This window comes from Streptomyces sp. T39 (genome assembly GCF_008042045.1).
Lineage (GTDB): Bacteria > Actinomycetota > Actinomycetes > Streptomycetales > Streptomycetaceae > Streptomyces.
This window is the reverse complement of record NZ_RDBP01000054.1, coordinates 88,218-102,030: the sequence shown is the minus strand read 5'-3', so window position 1 is coordinate 102,030 and position 13,813 is coordinate 88,218. Positions and strand designations below refer to the sequence as shown.

General features: G+C 74.4%; 13 protein-coding genes. 7 read left to right on the top strand and 6 right to left on the bottom strand.

Annotated elements, in window-relative coordinates; genetic code table 11:
• Positions 1-8: 8 nt before the first annotated feature.
• Complete coding sequence (locus tag EAO77_RS32705) at positions 9-905, top strand: LysR family transcriptional regulator (RefSeq protein WP_147991950.1); 897 nt, start codon at positions 9-11, stop codon at positions 903-905.
• A 34-nt stretch (positions 906-939) separates the two neighbouring features.
• Here EAO77_RS32705 and EAO77_RS32700 read toward each other — a convergent pair whose 3' ends face one another.
• Positions 940-1,251: a hypothetical protein gene (locus EAO77_RS32700; protein WP_147991949.1), complete on the bottom strand. Its 312-nt coding sequence runs from the start codon at positions 1,249-1,251 to the stop codon at positions 940-942.
• A 463-nt stretch (positions 1,252-1,714) separates the two neighbouring features.
• Between EAO77_RS32700 and EAO77_RS32695 the strand changes: the two genes are divergently transcribed.
• Together EAO77_RS32695 and EAO77_RS32690 are read left to right on the top strand one after the other, a co-directional pair.
• Positions 1,715-2,908 (top strand): hypothetical protein, encoded by a 1,194-nt coding sequence (locus tag EAO77_RS32695; RefSeq protein WP_261994248.1) that lies wholly within the window; start codon positions 1,715-1,717, stop codon positions 2,906-2,908.
• A 321-nt stretch (positions 2,909-3,229) separates the two neighbouring features.
• A complete protein-coding gene (locus EAO77_RS32690) occupies positions 3,230-3,412 on the top strand; it encodes a hypothetical protein (protein ID WP_147991948.1) in 183 nt (60 codons plus the stop codon).
• Positions 3,413-3,452: 40 nt separating this feature from the next.
• On the opposite strand, the gene EAO77_RS32685 is transcribed toward EAO77_RS32690, so the two are convergent.
• The 3 genes from EAO77_RS32685 to EAO77_RS32675 form a co-directional block, all read right to left on the bottom strand.
• Positions 3,453-4,118, bottom strand: coding sequence for a maleylpyruvate isomerase N-terminal domain-containing protein (locus tag EAO77_RS32685; protein WP_147991947.1), 666 nt, complete (start codon positions 4,116-4,118; stop codon positions 3,453-3,455).
• Between the two features lie 92 nt (positions 4,119-4,210).
• The gene (locus tag EAO77_RS32680; RefSeq protein WP_147991946.1) at positions 4,211-5,338 is read right to left on the bottom strand and encodes a GH12 family glycosyl hydrolase domain-containing protein; all 1,128 of its coding nucleotides are present in this window, start codon (positions 5,336-5,338) and stop codon (positions 4,211-4,213) included.
• Positions 5,339-5,573: 235 nt separating this feature from the next.
• Positions 5,574-6,047, bottom strand: a complete 474-nt coding sequence (locus EAO77_RS32675; protein ID WP_147991945.1) for a VOC family protein — start codon at positions 6,045-6,047, stop codon at positions 5,574-5,576.
• A 200-nt stretch (positions 6,048-6,247) separates the two neighbouring features.
• On the opposite strand from EAO77_RS32675, the gene EAO77_RS32670 reads away from it, so the two are divergent.
• A complete protein-coding gene (locus EAO77_RS32670; protein WP_147991944.1) occupies positions 6,248-8,695 on the top strand; it encodes a SpoIIE family protein phosphatase in 2,448 nt (815 codons plus the stop codon).
• 77 nt (positions 8,696-8,772) lie between these two features.
• Here EAO77_RS32670 and EAO77_RS32665 read toward each other — a convergent pair whose 3' ends face one another.
• A complete protein-coding gene (locus tag EAO77_RS32665; protein WP_147991943.1) occupies positions 8,773-9,627 on the bottom strand; it encodes a glutathione S-transferase in 855 nt (284 codons plus the stop codon).
• Positions 9,628-10,076: 449 nt separating this feature from the next.
• On the opposite strand from EAO77_RS32665, the gene EAO77_RS32660 reads away from it, so the two are divergent.
• Together EAO77_RS32660 and EAO77_RS32655 are read left to right on the top strand one after the other, a co-directional pair.
• Positions 10,077-10,535, top strand: a complete 459-nt coding sequence (locus EAO77_RS32660) for an RrF2 family transcriptional regulator (RefSeq protein WP_147991942.1) — start codon at positions 10,077-10,079, stop codon at positions 10,533-10,535.
• A 184-nt stretch (positions 10,536-10,719) separates the two neighbouring features.
• Positions 10,720-11,961: an acyl-CoA dehydrogenase family protein gene (locus EAO77_RS32655; RefSeq protein WP_261994247.1), complete on the top strand. Its 1,242-nt coding sequence runs from the start codon at positions 10,720-10,722 to the stop codon at positions 11,959-11,961.
• A gap of 141 nt (positions 11,962-12,102) precedes the next feature.
• Here the strand turns inward: EAO77_RS32655 and EAO77_RS32650 are convergent, their stop codons facing one another.
• The gene (locus tag EAO77_RS32650) at positions 12,103-12,453 is read right to left on the bottom strand and encodes an STAS domain-containing protein (RefSeq protein WP_147991940.1); all 351 of its coding nucleotides are present in this window, start codon (positions 12,451-12,453) and stop codon (positions 12,103-12,105) included.
• Positions 12,454-12,797: 344 nt separating this feature from the next.
• Between EAO77_RS32650 and EAO77_RS32645 the strand changes: the two genes are divergently transcribed.
• Complete coding sequence (locus EAO77_RS32645) at positions 12,798-13,721, top strand: glutamate ABC transporter substrate-binding protein (RefSeq protein ID WP_147991939.1); 924 nt, start codon at positions 12,798-12,800, stop codon at positions 13,719-13,721.
• Positions 13,722-13,813 lie beyond the last annotated feature (92 nt).

The window sequence follows — 13,813 nt, the reverse complement described above, 5'->3', positions numbered from 1 at the left end:
TCCACTACATGCTGGATGTGCGCAGGATGCGGATGCTCGAAGCCGTGGTGACCCTCGGATCGGTGACGGCGGCCGCCGCCGAGCTGGGCTACACGCCCTCGGCGGTCAGCCAGCAGATCGGTGCCCTGGAGAGGGAGACCGGCACGGATCTGCTGGAGAGGGTCGGACGCCATGTGCGCCCCACCGCCGCGGGGCGGCTGCTCACCGAGCACTCCGCCGCCATCGGCCGGCGGATCGCCGAGGCCGAGACCGCGCTCGCCGATCTGAAGGCGGGCCGCACGGGTCGTCTGTCGGTCCGTTACTTCGCCACGGCGGGGGCCGGCATGGTGGCTCCCGCGGTCGCGGCGTTCCGCCGCCGCCACCCGGGTGTGCGCGTCGACCTGGCCCTGTCCGATCCCGAGGACCCCCTGGGCGCGGTCCGCCGGGGGGAGGCCGACATCGCCCTCGTCGTCCCGCTCCGCGAGGAGCGCCCGGCGGACGACCTGCTGGTGGAGCAGCTGGCCGACGACCCGTACCGCGTGGTGCTCCCGAAGGACCACCCGCTCGCGGCGAAGCGGGTCGTCGACCTCGCCCTCCTCGCCGGCGAGCCCTGGGTCGGCAACGAATGGCCGGCCGGCCCCTGCCTGGGCCGGGTGATCGACGCCTGCGCGGAGGCGGGCTTCGCCCCGGACTTCGTGGTGCAGAGCGAGGACCACGCCACCGCGCTGGGTTTCGTCGCCGCCGGGCTCGGGGTCGCGCTGATGCCGGTGCTCGGCATCGGGGGCGGACATCCCGGCGTCGTCGTGCGCAGGGTCCGCGGTCCGCAGCCGGTCCGCAGCATCCGGGCCGTCAGGCGGCGGACGCAGAAGGAGAGCCCGGTGCTGCGCGAGATGCTGGCCGCCCTGCGCGAGGCGGCCCGCGGCTGAGGCGCCGGTGGGAGGCGCCGGAGGCGGTGCCGTGTCACGGTTCCGCCGGGGCGAGGGGCGAGGGGGGCAGCAGGGCGCACAGCACGGTCTCCGGCCGGCCCTTGAGCACCGCGCTCCGGGAGACGGGGCACGGACCCGCGTCCGGGTCGAGCAGCCGCGACCAGAGGTCGGGGTCCTCGAACAGGTCCTCGACCCGGCGGCCGGTGAGCGCCCCGGCCGGTTCCCCGAGCAGCGTGACCGCGTCGGCGGTGCAGGCGAGGACGGTGCCGTCGCCGGCCACCACCAGGAGCGCGCAGCCCTCCGGGTGCCGCGTGTCCGCCGCGAGGGCGTCGCCGCCAGTAGTCACTTGGGCCCTCTCGTTCGGGTCCTGCCGGGTTCGCGTGCCCTGATCCGAACGAGAGGCCTGACGATCATCCCCGTGGGGCACTCCCTGACCTGGCGGTCCGCGATCGGCGGGTTCACTGCGCTCGGCCCCCGAGCCTTCATTCAACTCCAGCCGGTCCGGCGCCGCCCGTCGGGGCCGCGGTCACTGACCGTACGGCGGATGCGGGATCTGATACGGCCTCCGGACTCTTCGCCCCGGACCCCGGTCCTGGGCGAAGAGGGAATCGGACGGCGGGCGGCGGAGGCCTTCGCGCCCGTGACCGGGGCCCCGGCACGGGCCCCGTCGCCCTGTCGGCCCAGCGGCGGGGTTCCCGGATGGCGCAACGCGCCGAACTGGGCGGTAGTGGGAGACAGCGCGCTCAACAGCGCAGCACGAGTCGAACGCTGCGGGCCTGGACAGCAGGCCCGCGAACGGAGTCCGCGCCATGACATCCGACCCCTTCCACACGAACACGGCAGACCACGACGACGACGGAAGGCCCTCGGGCACCGCACCGGCGCCGGAGCACCCCTTCGCGGTCGGCACCTTCCCCGCCCTGCCACCCGCGGGATCCGTCGCGGTCGCGGTCACCGGGGACCCCGGCGACCGGTACCGGCCGTCGTCCCGTGCGACACACGCCCGGGACGAGGAGGCCGCCGTCGCCGAGGCAGCGGCGGAGCCCGCGGAGCAGGCTGCGGACACCGGCGGCCCGCCCGCCGGGGACCGGGACGCCGGCGACGCGGCCGAGGACGAACACGCACCGGTGCACACCCTTCTGCGGACCGCCGCGACCGAGCGTCCGCTGGAGGAGGTCGCGGCCCTGGTCACCCGGCTCAAGGAGTCGGGCGAGGTGTCCCGGCCCGCCGACGTCGCCCTGCGCGCAGCGGCGGTCGCACGTCCGCTGGACGAGGTGCGGCAGTTGATGGCCCTGCTCAAGGCGTCCGGCCACGACCTCGACCAGGTCGACACCACCCTGCGTGCGGCGGCCGTCGGCCGCCCGGTGGACGACGTGGTCGAACTCGTCTCCATCCTGGGCACGGACAGCAGCGACTGGCGGCCCGAGGACGACGGCCTGGACGCACCGCGGGATCCCCGTCGGGAGATGTCCGCGGATGCCGGTGCCGGGGGCGGCGCCCCGAAGGCCCGGCGGAGCAGGCCGAAGCGCTCCGGGAAGTCGCCCGGCTGGCAGGCGTCGGCGCTCAACAGCGCCCTCGCCTCGGGCCCGGCCGGCCACAGCGTGTCGCCCGCCCTCCGCTCCGTGCTGCGCTGGCCCGCCGCGCTCGCCCTGTTCGCCTGCGGTGTCATCCATGTGCCCACCGACCTGGCGGGCCTGCGTTCCGGCGGCTACGCGGAGACCCTGTCGGTCGCCGTCACCCTGCTGTGCCTGGTGGGCGGCGTCTGGCTCGCGGTACGGGACACGCTGGTGACGTGGGCGGCGGCCGCGGGACTCGCGGTCGGCATCATCGCCCTCCACGCGCTCGCCGGAGCCGGCACCGCGGATCTGCTGAACAGCAGCCTCGGTGACTCGTTCACCTGGGCCAAGGCGCTGGCCGTGCTCAGCGCGGCGGCGGCCGCCCTGCTCGCGGGGACGGTACTGGTGCGCCGGACCGGACGGGCGGGGGCGGCCAGGGGCGCCTGATCCCGCGCCCGGTTCCCGCACGCACCGGTGCCCGGACGGCCGTCGGCCGTCCGGGCACCGGTGCGTCCGCCGACGCCGGCGGCAGGCCCGGGGGCCGGCGGCCGACGACGGCGGGCCGTTGCTCCGGAGGGTCGCGGGTGCGGCCGTCACCGGGAGGGACGGCCGGGACGAAATGTGCGGGAGCGACCGTCACCGGGAGGGATGGCCGGAACAAAAGCGCAGGTCACGGCCACCATCCGCATCCGTTCGAGTGATCTGTGTCGTTCTGCGACGATGGGGTACGTGTCGGGGACAGCACGAACGTACCGAGGAGGTCCCTCCATGGAGCAAGGCAGCAACCGGGTGAGCCCCCGCAAGGACGACGAGATGAAGCACGAGGTCGCGGGATACCTGCGGGCCCGGCAGCAGCACACCCGTATGGAGCTGGCGAACGACCCGGAGCCCGGCGCCGACGACGCGGTGCCCGAGGGACCGGGCGCGCCTCGTTCACGACGGAGCAGGTGACAGGAAGGTCCGTCCCGGCCCCGCGCCGCTCCCGCAGGGCTCAGGCCCTCGGTTCGCCGTACCAGCGCCACGCGGTGCGGCGCGGGAGGCCGGGCAGTTCGCCCCGCCCGGTGGCCCACAGCAGTACGTGCCACGGGTCGCCGCCGTCCGGCACGCCGGGCACGTCCGGGAAGAGCCTGCCGAGCACCCGGGCGCACAGCTCGCCCGGCGGTTCCCACGCCAGCCCGAGGCCCTGGGCCACGTCATGGGTGTGGACGAGGGTCTCGACGATGCCCATGGCGGCGAAGCCCTCGGCGTCCGAGGCTCCGAAGACATGGTGGCCGCGGACGTCCGGCGGTGTGGTGCGCACCATCGCGACGAGCAGCGCGCCGCAGCTCTCCACCACCTGGGCCAGTCCCTCCGCGCCCGCCTCCGGGTCGGCGAACACCGTGTTCGCGGGCCCGCCCGGGCGCGCGCTGGCGTAGCGGAAGGGCACTTCGCGGTCGGACGGGCCCCGGCGCAGGCCGAGTTGGGCGGCGTAGGCGAAGAGATCGTCGGCGAGATGCTCCACGGTCTCCCGGCAGTCCCAGCTCAGGCCTCCGGCGGGGCTCTGCCAGGGGGCGTCGGCGGGGGCGGACCGCAGCAGGTCCGCGCACAGGTGCACGGCGCGCTCCACGTCCGCGGCGGTGACGGGGTTCTGGGCGGGTGCGGTGGTCTCGTGCGGCATCCCGGGACCTTACCGCGCACCCGCTTCCGGCACGTCGGGGGGCGGCGGCCGGCGCACGTTCCGGCCACCGCCCCGTGCCGTCCGCCGCTCCGTCAGATCACGGAGCAGGAACGGCCGTTGAGCGTGAAGGCGGCCGGTTCGGCGTAGGACCCCGTGTAGGTTCCCTGGAAGCCGAAGGACTGGGTGCCGCCGGCCTGGATTCGTTGGTTGAAGCCGATGTCACGTGCCGTGACCGCTCCGCCGGACGGTGAGACGGCGGCGTTCCAGGCGCTGGTGACGCTCTGGCCGGCGGGCAGGGTGAAGCCGAGGTCCCAGCCGTCGACGGGTGCCGTGCCGCTGTTCTTCACGGTGACCTCCGCCGTGAAGCCGCCCGGCCAGACGTTGGGGACGTACGTCACGGCGCAGGCGCCCTGTTCGGCGGGCGGCTCGGTGGGCGGCTCCTCCCCGCCGCCTCCGTCGCCGTCCTCGACGGACGTGGAGAACGAGTGGACGGCGAGGCCGGCGCCGCCCTGCCAGGGCTCGAAGCCCGCCTGGACGCTGGTCAGATACCAGTTGGGGGCGGCCATGCCGCGGCTGACGGTGTGGTCGACGAAGTCCATCACGTCGAACGACCAGCTCGGCAGGGCGGAGGGGGCGACGAAGGAGATGACGTCGTTGCCGCCGTTGTTGCCGGTCCACACCTCCCAGGTGCGGCCGCCGACGGTCGCGGTGCCCGCGGGGGAGCCGATGGGCTGGATCGGGCCGACCCGGTTGAACCAGATCATGATCTCGGTGCGGTTGACCCCGTCCTTCTTGGGCTGCGGGTCCAGCCAGATGTCGAAGGACGCGTTGTAGACGGCGTTCTGGACGAATCCGTAGGAGATGCTGGTGGGCACGGACCCGATGGTCGACACCTGCTTGGGCAGCCGGGTGCCGGGCGAGCAGTTGGTGTAGTGGCAGCCGTCGAAGAGCGACGGGTAGGACTTGGGCGCCCCGTTGGTGGGGACCGAGCCGTCGGCGCGGGTCACCGTGAATCCGGTGCCGGTGGCGTTGACGCACTGGGTCTCGCCGGTACCCCAGCGGTTGTTCTGGACCACATAGCGGCCCTGGATGACGGTGCTGCCGTACTGTTCGCAGATCTGCACGTCGGCCTGTGCGGGCAGGGCGGTGGTGAGCAGGGCGGCGAGGGTGCCCAGCGTCACCAGGACGGCCGTCCCGGCGGCTCGCAGTCGGTGCTTCATGGTGTCCCTTCAGCAATGGGGGTGTGCTTTGGGAGCGCTCCCATTCCGCTGACGGACTGTAGGAGTGATTCGACCCTCTGACAAGACACGGCGCATCGATTGATGCGTGCGTTCAACCCTTGTCGGCAACCGGTGCCGACGGCCCCCGCCCGTCCCGGCGGCACCGGCGTGACGCCGCGGGTCCCGCCCGGGGTGTCCGCGAAGCCGCGGACACCCCCTGCGCCCGTGCCGGCCGTCAGGCGCCGTCCGCCGCGGCGCGCAGGGCGGCGGCGTCGAGCTTGTGCATGCCGAGCATGGCCGTCATCGCCCGCTGGGCGCGCGCGGGATCCGGGTCCTCCAGGAGTTCGCCCAGCACTGCGGGCACCACCTGCCACGAGAGGCCGTACCGGTCCTTGAGCCAGCCGCACGGCCCCTCCTGGCCGCCCTCGCCGAGCCGCGACCAGTAGTGGTCGACCTCGGCCTGGTCGGCGCAGTCGACGAGGAAGGAGACGGCCTCGCCGAACGTGAAGTCCGGGCCGCCGTTGATCGCGGTGAACGGCTGGCCGTCGAGCACGAAGTCCACGGTCAGCACGGTGCCGGCGGGACGCGGACCGGCCTCGCCGTAGTACGACACATGGGTGATCCGCGAGTCGGGGAAGACCGAGACGTAGAACTCTGCGGCTTCCTTCCCCTGGGTGTCGAACCAGAGATTGGGCGTGATGCGCGGCATGGTGGCTCCAGGGCTCTCGGGCTTTCCGCCGGCCGGCCGGGCGCCGGTGGCGTTCCTTCTTCTGCCGGAGGGGTGACCCGGCCGGCCTCCGGAACTCATCGGCGGGCCCGCGGACGGGTGAGGCCGGCCCCGCGAAGGCGGGGCGGGCGCGCACCCGGGCCCGGGTGCGTCACCCTGGAGCACGACGGAGGATGGAGGCGATGACCGGTTCCGTGACCTTGATCAGTGAGAGCCCGGAGGACCCGTTCTCGCAGGGTCGCGCCGTCTCCGTGGTGCTCGACACGCACGGCCTGATCACCGGCTGGAGCGAACGCGCCGAGGAGCTGCTGGGGCATCCGGCGGCCGAGGTGCTCGGACGCCCCGCGATCGACGTGCTGGTCCCTCCCGCCGACCGCGTGACCGTGCTGGAGGCCGTCGCCGCGTGCACGCGCGACCGCGGCTGGTTCGGCGTCGTCCCGGTGCGCGCCGGCGACGGCGGCACCGTCGGCTTCGGCGTCCGGGCGCGGCTCGTCACCCGGGGAGACGGCGGGACGGAGTGGTACCTCGTCGGGGCTCCGGCCGCCGAGGTGGTGCAGTGGGAGATCGACCGGTCGGTGATGGACGGACTGTTCCGCGCCTCGCCGATCGGGCTGTCGGTCCACGACACCGACCTGCGGATCCTGCGGGTGAACCGGGCCGTCGCGCACATCGGGGGCGTCCGGCCCCATCAGGCACGCGGCTTCCGGATCGGCGACTTCCTGGTGCGCGAGGACGCCGACCTCATCGAGGAGCGCATGCGCAAGGTGCTGGAGACCGGCACCCCGCTGATCTTCACCGAGCAGTCCTGCCGGCTGCTCTCCGCCCCGGCCGTGGAGCGGTACGTCGCCGTCTCGGCCTTCCGGATGCAGGACGCGACGGGCAGGGTGCAGGGCGTCACCCTGATGATCGAGGACGTCACCGCCCGCTACCGGGCGCAGCGCCGGCTGGCGCTGCTCAGTGCGGCCGGCACCGCGATCGGCACGACGCTGGACGTCGCGACGACCGCGGACGAACTGGCCGCGGCGGCCGTGCCGGGGCTGGCCGACTGCGCGTCGGTGGATCTGCTGGAGCAGGTCAGCCGCGGCGAGGAGCCCGTCGCCGACGGGTCGGGCGGCGCGGTGCGCCGAACGGCCCTGCACAGTGTGATCCCCAAGGCGGATCTGCCCATGTTCCCCGTCGGCTCGCTCAACGTCTTCCCGGCCGATTCCGTGCAGGCCCGCTGCCTGGAGACCCGGCGGCCGGTGCTGGAGCCGTACATCGACGGGTCGCACGTGCCCCGGGGGTACGAGCACATGGACCTGGTCGGCCACAACGGCATGCACTCGCTGATGGTGGTGCCCCTGACCGCCCGGGGGCTGGTGCTCGGCTTCATGAGCCTGTGGCGGTCCCGGCTGCCGGAGCCGTTCGAGGAGGACGATCTGACGCTCGCGGGCGAGCTGGCCTCCCGCGCCGCCGTGTCCATCGACAACGCGCGCCGCTTCACCCAGCAGCGGCGCACCGCCGTGGCCCTCCAGCGCAGGCTGCTGCCGCGCGAGCTGCCGGTGCACCCCGCGGTCGTGGTGGCGCACCGGTACATGCCGGCCGGGGGCGCGGCCGGGGTGGGCGGTGACTGGTTCGACGTGATCCCGCTCTCCGGGGCCCGTGTGGCCCTGGTCGTCGGCGACGTCGTCGGTCACGGCATCAACGCGGCGGCGACCATGGGGCGGTTGCGCACGGCCGTGCACACACTGGCGGATCTGGACCTCGAACCGGACGAGGTCCTGTCCCATCTCGACGACCTGGTGACACGGCTGGCGGGCGAGCAGGAGACGGACCAGGAGGGCACCCCCGGCGAGCAGGTGGTGGGCGCGACCTGTCTGTACGCGGTGTACGACCCGGTGTCCCGGCAGTGCTGCATCGCGCGCGCCGGGCACCCCCCGCCGGTGATCGTGACGCCGCAGGGCGACGTGAGCGTGCCGGAGCTGCCCGCGGGACCGCCGCTGGGCCTGGGCGGCCTGCCGTTCGAGACCGCCGAGCTGGCGCTGGCGGAGGGCAGTGTCGTGGCGCTGTACACCGACGGCCTGATCGACGGGTCCCGGCACGACATGGACGCCGGACTCGCCCGGCTGTGCCGCAGCCTCGGCCGGACCGGCCGCCCGCTCGACGGCCTGGCCCAGGACATCGTGGACGCGCTGCTGCCCGCCCGCCCGGCGGACGACGTGGCGCTGCTGCTGGCCCGTACGAAGACGCTGGCGCCCGGGCTCGTCGCCACCTGGGAGCTGTCGGCGGAGGCGACCGCGCCGTCACGGGCGAGGCGGCTGACGGCCGATCAGCTGGCCGCGTGGGGCCTGGAGGACCTGGTCTTCACCACGGAGCTGATCGTGAGCGAGCTGGTGACCAACGCGTACCGCTACGCGGGCGGGCCGGTGACGCTGCGGCTGATCCACCATCACCGGCTGATCTGCGAGGTCACCGACCCGAGCAGCACCTCCCCCCATCTGCGGCGGGCCCGCACCACCGACGAGGGCGGGCGGGGGCTGCTGCTGGTCGCACAGCTGACGGAACGCTGGGGCACCCGGCACGCCCGCGAGGGCAAGACGGTCTGGACGGAACAGCTGCTGCCCGCCCCGCCCGGCGGCGCGACGAGGTGACGGGGTGACGGCCGGCCGCCCCGGCAGGCCCCCGCGCCGCGAGGCGTGCGCGCAGGCCGGACGGGCGGACGGGGCGGTCAGCGGGAGGTGCGGCCCGCCGAGGCGTACCAGTCGACGATCTGCATCGCCGCCCCCGCGGCCTCCTGCCCCCGACATCGGGCGTGGTGGCGGCGGGTGATGGCGTCGAGGTCGAGCAGGGGGCCGAAGGCCGGGTGGGCGGCGAGCCTGCGCGCGTAGGCCCAGAGGGCGGGGTGGGCGGCGATCCGGTCGACGGCGTCCGCGTCGAGGTGCCAGCGGTGGACGGTGTCCAGCTGGACGAGCGTGGTCCACACGTGCACGTCGGCCGCGGTGAGCAGCTCGCCGAGGACGAACTCCTGCTCTCCCAGGCAGCGTTCGAGGGAGCCGAGCGCGTCGAGGAGGGTGCCGAGCGGTTCCGCGTGTCCCCCGTGCTCGATGCCCAGTTCCCCCGCGCTCTGCGCCGCCTCGTCGATGCCCTCGGTGCACAGGCGGCCGACGGCCTCGATCCGCCGCGCGGCGCCGCGGGGATACAGCTCGGGCCCCGCGGAGCCGAAGCGCAGCGCGAGATCGCGCTCGATGTCGGGCGCATGGGTGCTGACGACGCGTCCGGTCCAGGCGTCGCTGAGCACGGGGGCGGCGGCGGGGCCGCGGTGGTGGTGGGAACTGGCCTCGTACAGCGGGCGGAGCGAGGTGAAGCCGCCGTCCGGGGTGTCGGGGACGGCGGGCAGCAGGTCGACGGGCAGGAGGTCGCCGAGGCCGAGCAGGCGGTGGGTGACGGCGATGCGCAGGGAGCCGGGGCAGGGCAGGGACAGGTGGAGCCGGTAGCGGTGCGGTACGGCGTAGTGGCCGCTGCTCATGTCGCAGCCGATGCGGCCGCGGAAGGCGGGGGCGGCGGCGGAGGGTGTGGCGGACATGCGTCTCCCTGGGGCTGATCGATGGGGCACAGGGGAAAGCGGCGGCCTCGTGGCGCGGGACGGCCGCACGGAGCGAGGGCCGGGCCCGGTGACCGGCAATACGTGCGGGCATCCCTCGGGAGCCGGTCACGGAGGCGGGAGCGGGCGAGGCCGGAAAGGGACGCGGCGGCGACGGTGCCACCGCGGCGCCGTCAGGAACTGGCGGCGCTGCAGACGCGGAGAAGGTCGATGTGCCGGCGGCAGGTGAGCAGCAGCGGCCGGCGCGGTGCCCGGCCCGGTTCTGCCCCTGAATGCCTCATGACGTCCTGTCCGTCCGCCCGTCCCCCGGCGGTTCGCCGGGCTCTGCGACGAGTGTCGAGTCGCGCGGCGGCACCGTCAAGGGTGCGGACGCAAGCCCGCACGACCCGGTGGCGGTTCCCGGCATCGGGGGCGTACGGGATACTGCGCCCATGCGCATTTCAGCCAGGGCCGACTACGCGGTGTGTGCCGCCGTGCTGCTCGCCGCCGCTCCCGGCGGCGGGCCGCTGAAGGCGGAGGCGATGGCCGAGGCCCAGGACATTCCGCACAAGTTCCTGGAGGGGATCCTGGGCGACATGCGCCGGGGCGGTCTGGTGCGCAGCCAGCGGGGCGGCAACGGCGGGTACTGGCTGGCGAGGCCGGCGGAGTCGATCAGCGTGGCGGACGTGATCCGCGCGGTCGACGGTCCGCTGGTGTCGGTCCGGGGGGTGCGCCCTCCCGAGTTGTCGTACACCGGCCCCGCGGAGCCGCTGCAGCCGCTGTGGGTGGCGCTGCGGGCGGGGGTGCGGCAGATCCTGGAGGGGGTGACGATCGCGGCGATCGCCGCCGACCGGCTGCCGGAGGGGGTCTCGGCGCTGACCGAGGACCCGGCCGCCTGGACCAATCCCTGAGCGGACGGCCGCGCCCCTTTCCCTGACACTCCCTCACATTCCGTACGCCCGCGGCGTCGACGGTCCGGAATGCGGATGCCGGGTGTCCACCCCTCGAACGCCCCCTTGGGGGCGCGGCGGACGTCTGTCACCATCGATCCCTACTATTCCAGTAGGAAACATGGGATTCCCTGTGAGGTGGGCCGTGCGTACGTCGACTCGGACAGGCCGTACGGCCGACGACGAGCTGTGGCAGCGGGTGGTCAGGGAGCTCGCCGACGACCTCGCGGTCGACGCCCTGACCCGCGACCGTGCGGGCAAACCGCCCTACGACGAGGTCGCCCGCCTCAAGGAGGCCGGCCTGCCCGGCCTGCTGGTGCCCCCGGGGAGCGGGGAGCGGGGGGCGGATCTGCGCAGCGCCTGCTCGGTGCTGGGCGAACTCGCCGCCGCCGACAGCTCGGTGGCCGAACTCCTCGCCCGGCACTACGCGCTGACCTGGAGCGGGCGGCTGTTCGGCACCCCCGCGGACGCCGAGCGGTTCGAGCGGCGCACGGCGGCCGGCGGGCATCTGCTCGCCGGGGGCGTGGACCTGCCGGAAACGGCACCCGGCCCGCCGCTCACCCTCCGCACGACGGGCGGCGGCCGCGTGCTGAGCGGCTGTCGCACGCTGGAGGCGGGCGCGACGGTCGCCGACTGCCTGGTCGTCGACGCCTCCCCCGCCCCCGGCGGCGATCCGCTCGTCGTGCTGGTCGACCCGGCGCATCCCGGCGTCTGCGTCAGCCCCGCCCCGGAGCGGCTCGGGCAGCGGCTCACGGGCGCGGGCAGCATCGTCTTCGACGCCGTCCCGGTGACGGACGAGGACGTGGTGGGAGCGGTACCGCGCGACGAGCGGGCCCTCGCCCCGCTCACGGCCCTCACCCCGCTGATCCTGCGGCTGCTGCTGAGCCATGTGGCCCTCGGCACGGCGGAGGGGGCGCTCGCCGAGGCGCGGGACATCAGCCGCGCCGCCCGCGCGGCGGACCCGCGCGAGGGCGGCCGTCTCTTCGACGGCACGGACGGCCGCCCCGCCACGGACCCGTATCTCCTGCTCGCCTACGGGGAGTCGGCGACCGAGGCCCACGCCGCGGCCTCCGTGGTGGAGCGGGCGACCGCGGCCCTGACGGACGGGCTGGCGGCCGGCCGGGAGCTGACCGCCGACGAGAGCGCGGACATCGCCGCGCTGGTGGGCGCCGCGGAGGCGGTCACCGCCCGGTCGGCCGTGCACATCACCACCCGGGTGCTCGGCCTCTTCCCCGGCACCGGCCCCTCGGTGGCCGACCCCGGTCTGGACCGCTTCTGGCGCAACGCCCGTGTGCTGACGGCCCACCACTCCGCCGCCCACAGCCTGCGCGACATCGGGGACCACTATCTGAACGGGAGCCTTCCGCGGCTCGCGGGACACCGCTGACGGGCGGGCGGCCGCCGCGTCGGCCGGGTACCGGGCGGGCCACGGCCTCGGGGCCGCAGGAGGCGCCGCGGCCGAGCGGGGCGGGCGGGCGCCGTCCGGTCCGCCCGGCTGCGGCGCGGGCTGCCGGACGGGACGGGCCGGTCAGGCGGGCGCCGTCACGGCGTCCGTGCCGCGGCCGTGCACGCGCAGTCCGGTGCCCGCGGTTCCCGCCTCCAGCAGGGCCCGGGTGACCGGGCCGTCGGCCACCACCGCGAGCGGCACCCCCGCCTGCTCGCACAGGCGTCGGGCCCGCAGCACCGTGCTGAGCGCGGCGGCGCTCACCACGGACGCCCCGATCTCGATGACGACGGCCCGGGGCGCGTACATCCGCACCAGATCCGTGAACTGCTGGGACAGCGCGGCCCGTTCGCTGATCCGGACGTCGCCGTGGAGCGAGACGAGCAGGACGCCTCGGTCGAGAGTGTGGGTGAGCACGAGGAACCATCCGATCACGCGGGGATCTCGGGGATCCGTCCCATTCGCTGGCCCCATTTAGGGGCGCGGCGGTGCCTACCGCAACACGCCACACCAGAGCGGGACGAAACGCTTCCTCCGGGCCCGACCGCCGGACGGGACCACGTGCACGTCACGTCCACGACCTCCCCCCGCCGTGTCCGGATTGTGATGCTCAAGTTCCGCTCAGATGTACTGCCGGGGGGACATCCCAGTCCATAGGGTGCCGGAATCGGGGGGCGGTGCAGCAGGGGGAAGAACCGTGCGCCCGGTGCGGGAGGGCCCGGCGCGACGAGGCGCGGGGCGGTCCTCCCCCGGTTCGTTCGGAAGAAGGAAGTCGCACCATGAAGCCCTGCAAGTCGGCCGCGTTCGCGGCGGTCACCGTGCTTGCGATCACCCTCACCGCCACCTCCTGCAGCGCGGACCCCGGCTCCCCGGACTCCGCGCCGTCGGACGGCACCACCGCCGCGGACCGGCCGCGCCTTCCCACCTACGAGGTGGCGACCGGTGTCTCGATCGACTCGCCGACCCTGGAGCGGGCCCAGAAGGCCGGCAAGATCGTGATCGGCGTCAAGAACGACCAGCCGTTCCTCGGCTTCCAGGACGAGAGCGGGCAGCGGTCCGGCTTCGACATCGAGGTCGCCAAGATGGTCGCCGCCGACCTCGGCTTCGCCCCCCGCCACATCGAGTTCAAGACCATCGACACCGGCAAGCGCGAGGCGGCCATCGCCGCCGGGCAGGTGGATCTGTACGTGGGCACGTACACGATCAACGAGGAGCGCAAGAAGAAGGTCGGCTTCGCCGGCCCGTACTACCTGGCCGGCGCCGACCTCCTGGTCCGCGCGGACGACCGGACCATCGGCGGTCCCTACTCCCTCCAGGGCAAGACCGTCTGCTCGGTGACGGGCGCCACGGCGCTGAAGGAGATCCAGAAGGAGGAGTACAACACCACCACGGTGGGCACCGAGAAGTACTCCCAGTGCGTCGACAAGCTCCTGAAGGGCGAGGTCGACGCCGTCACCACGGACGACGCCATCCTCATGGGGTACGCGGCGCAGGTCCCCGGCAAGCTCAAGGTCGTCGGGAACCCGTTCACCGAGGAGCCGTACGGGATCGGCATGAACAAGGACGACACGGCGCTGCGCGAGGCGGTGTCCGACGCCATCGAGGAGCACGACGCCAACGGCGACCAGGAGAAGGCGTACGACGCCACCCTCGGTCTGTCCGGTTCCAAGTACGGCGGCACACCGACCGTCGACCGCTACTGAGCGCGGACGTCCCGAGGGGGCGGCGCCACGGGGCTCACCCCGTGGCGCCGCCCCCTCCGTCGTGTCCGGGGCGGGCAGCCCGCGGCCGCCGG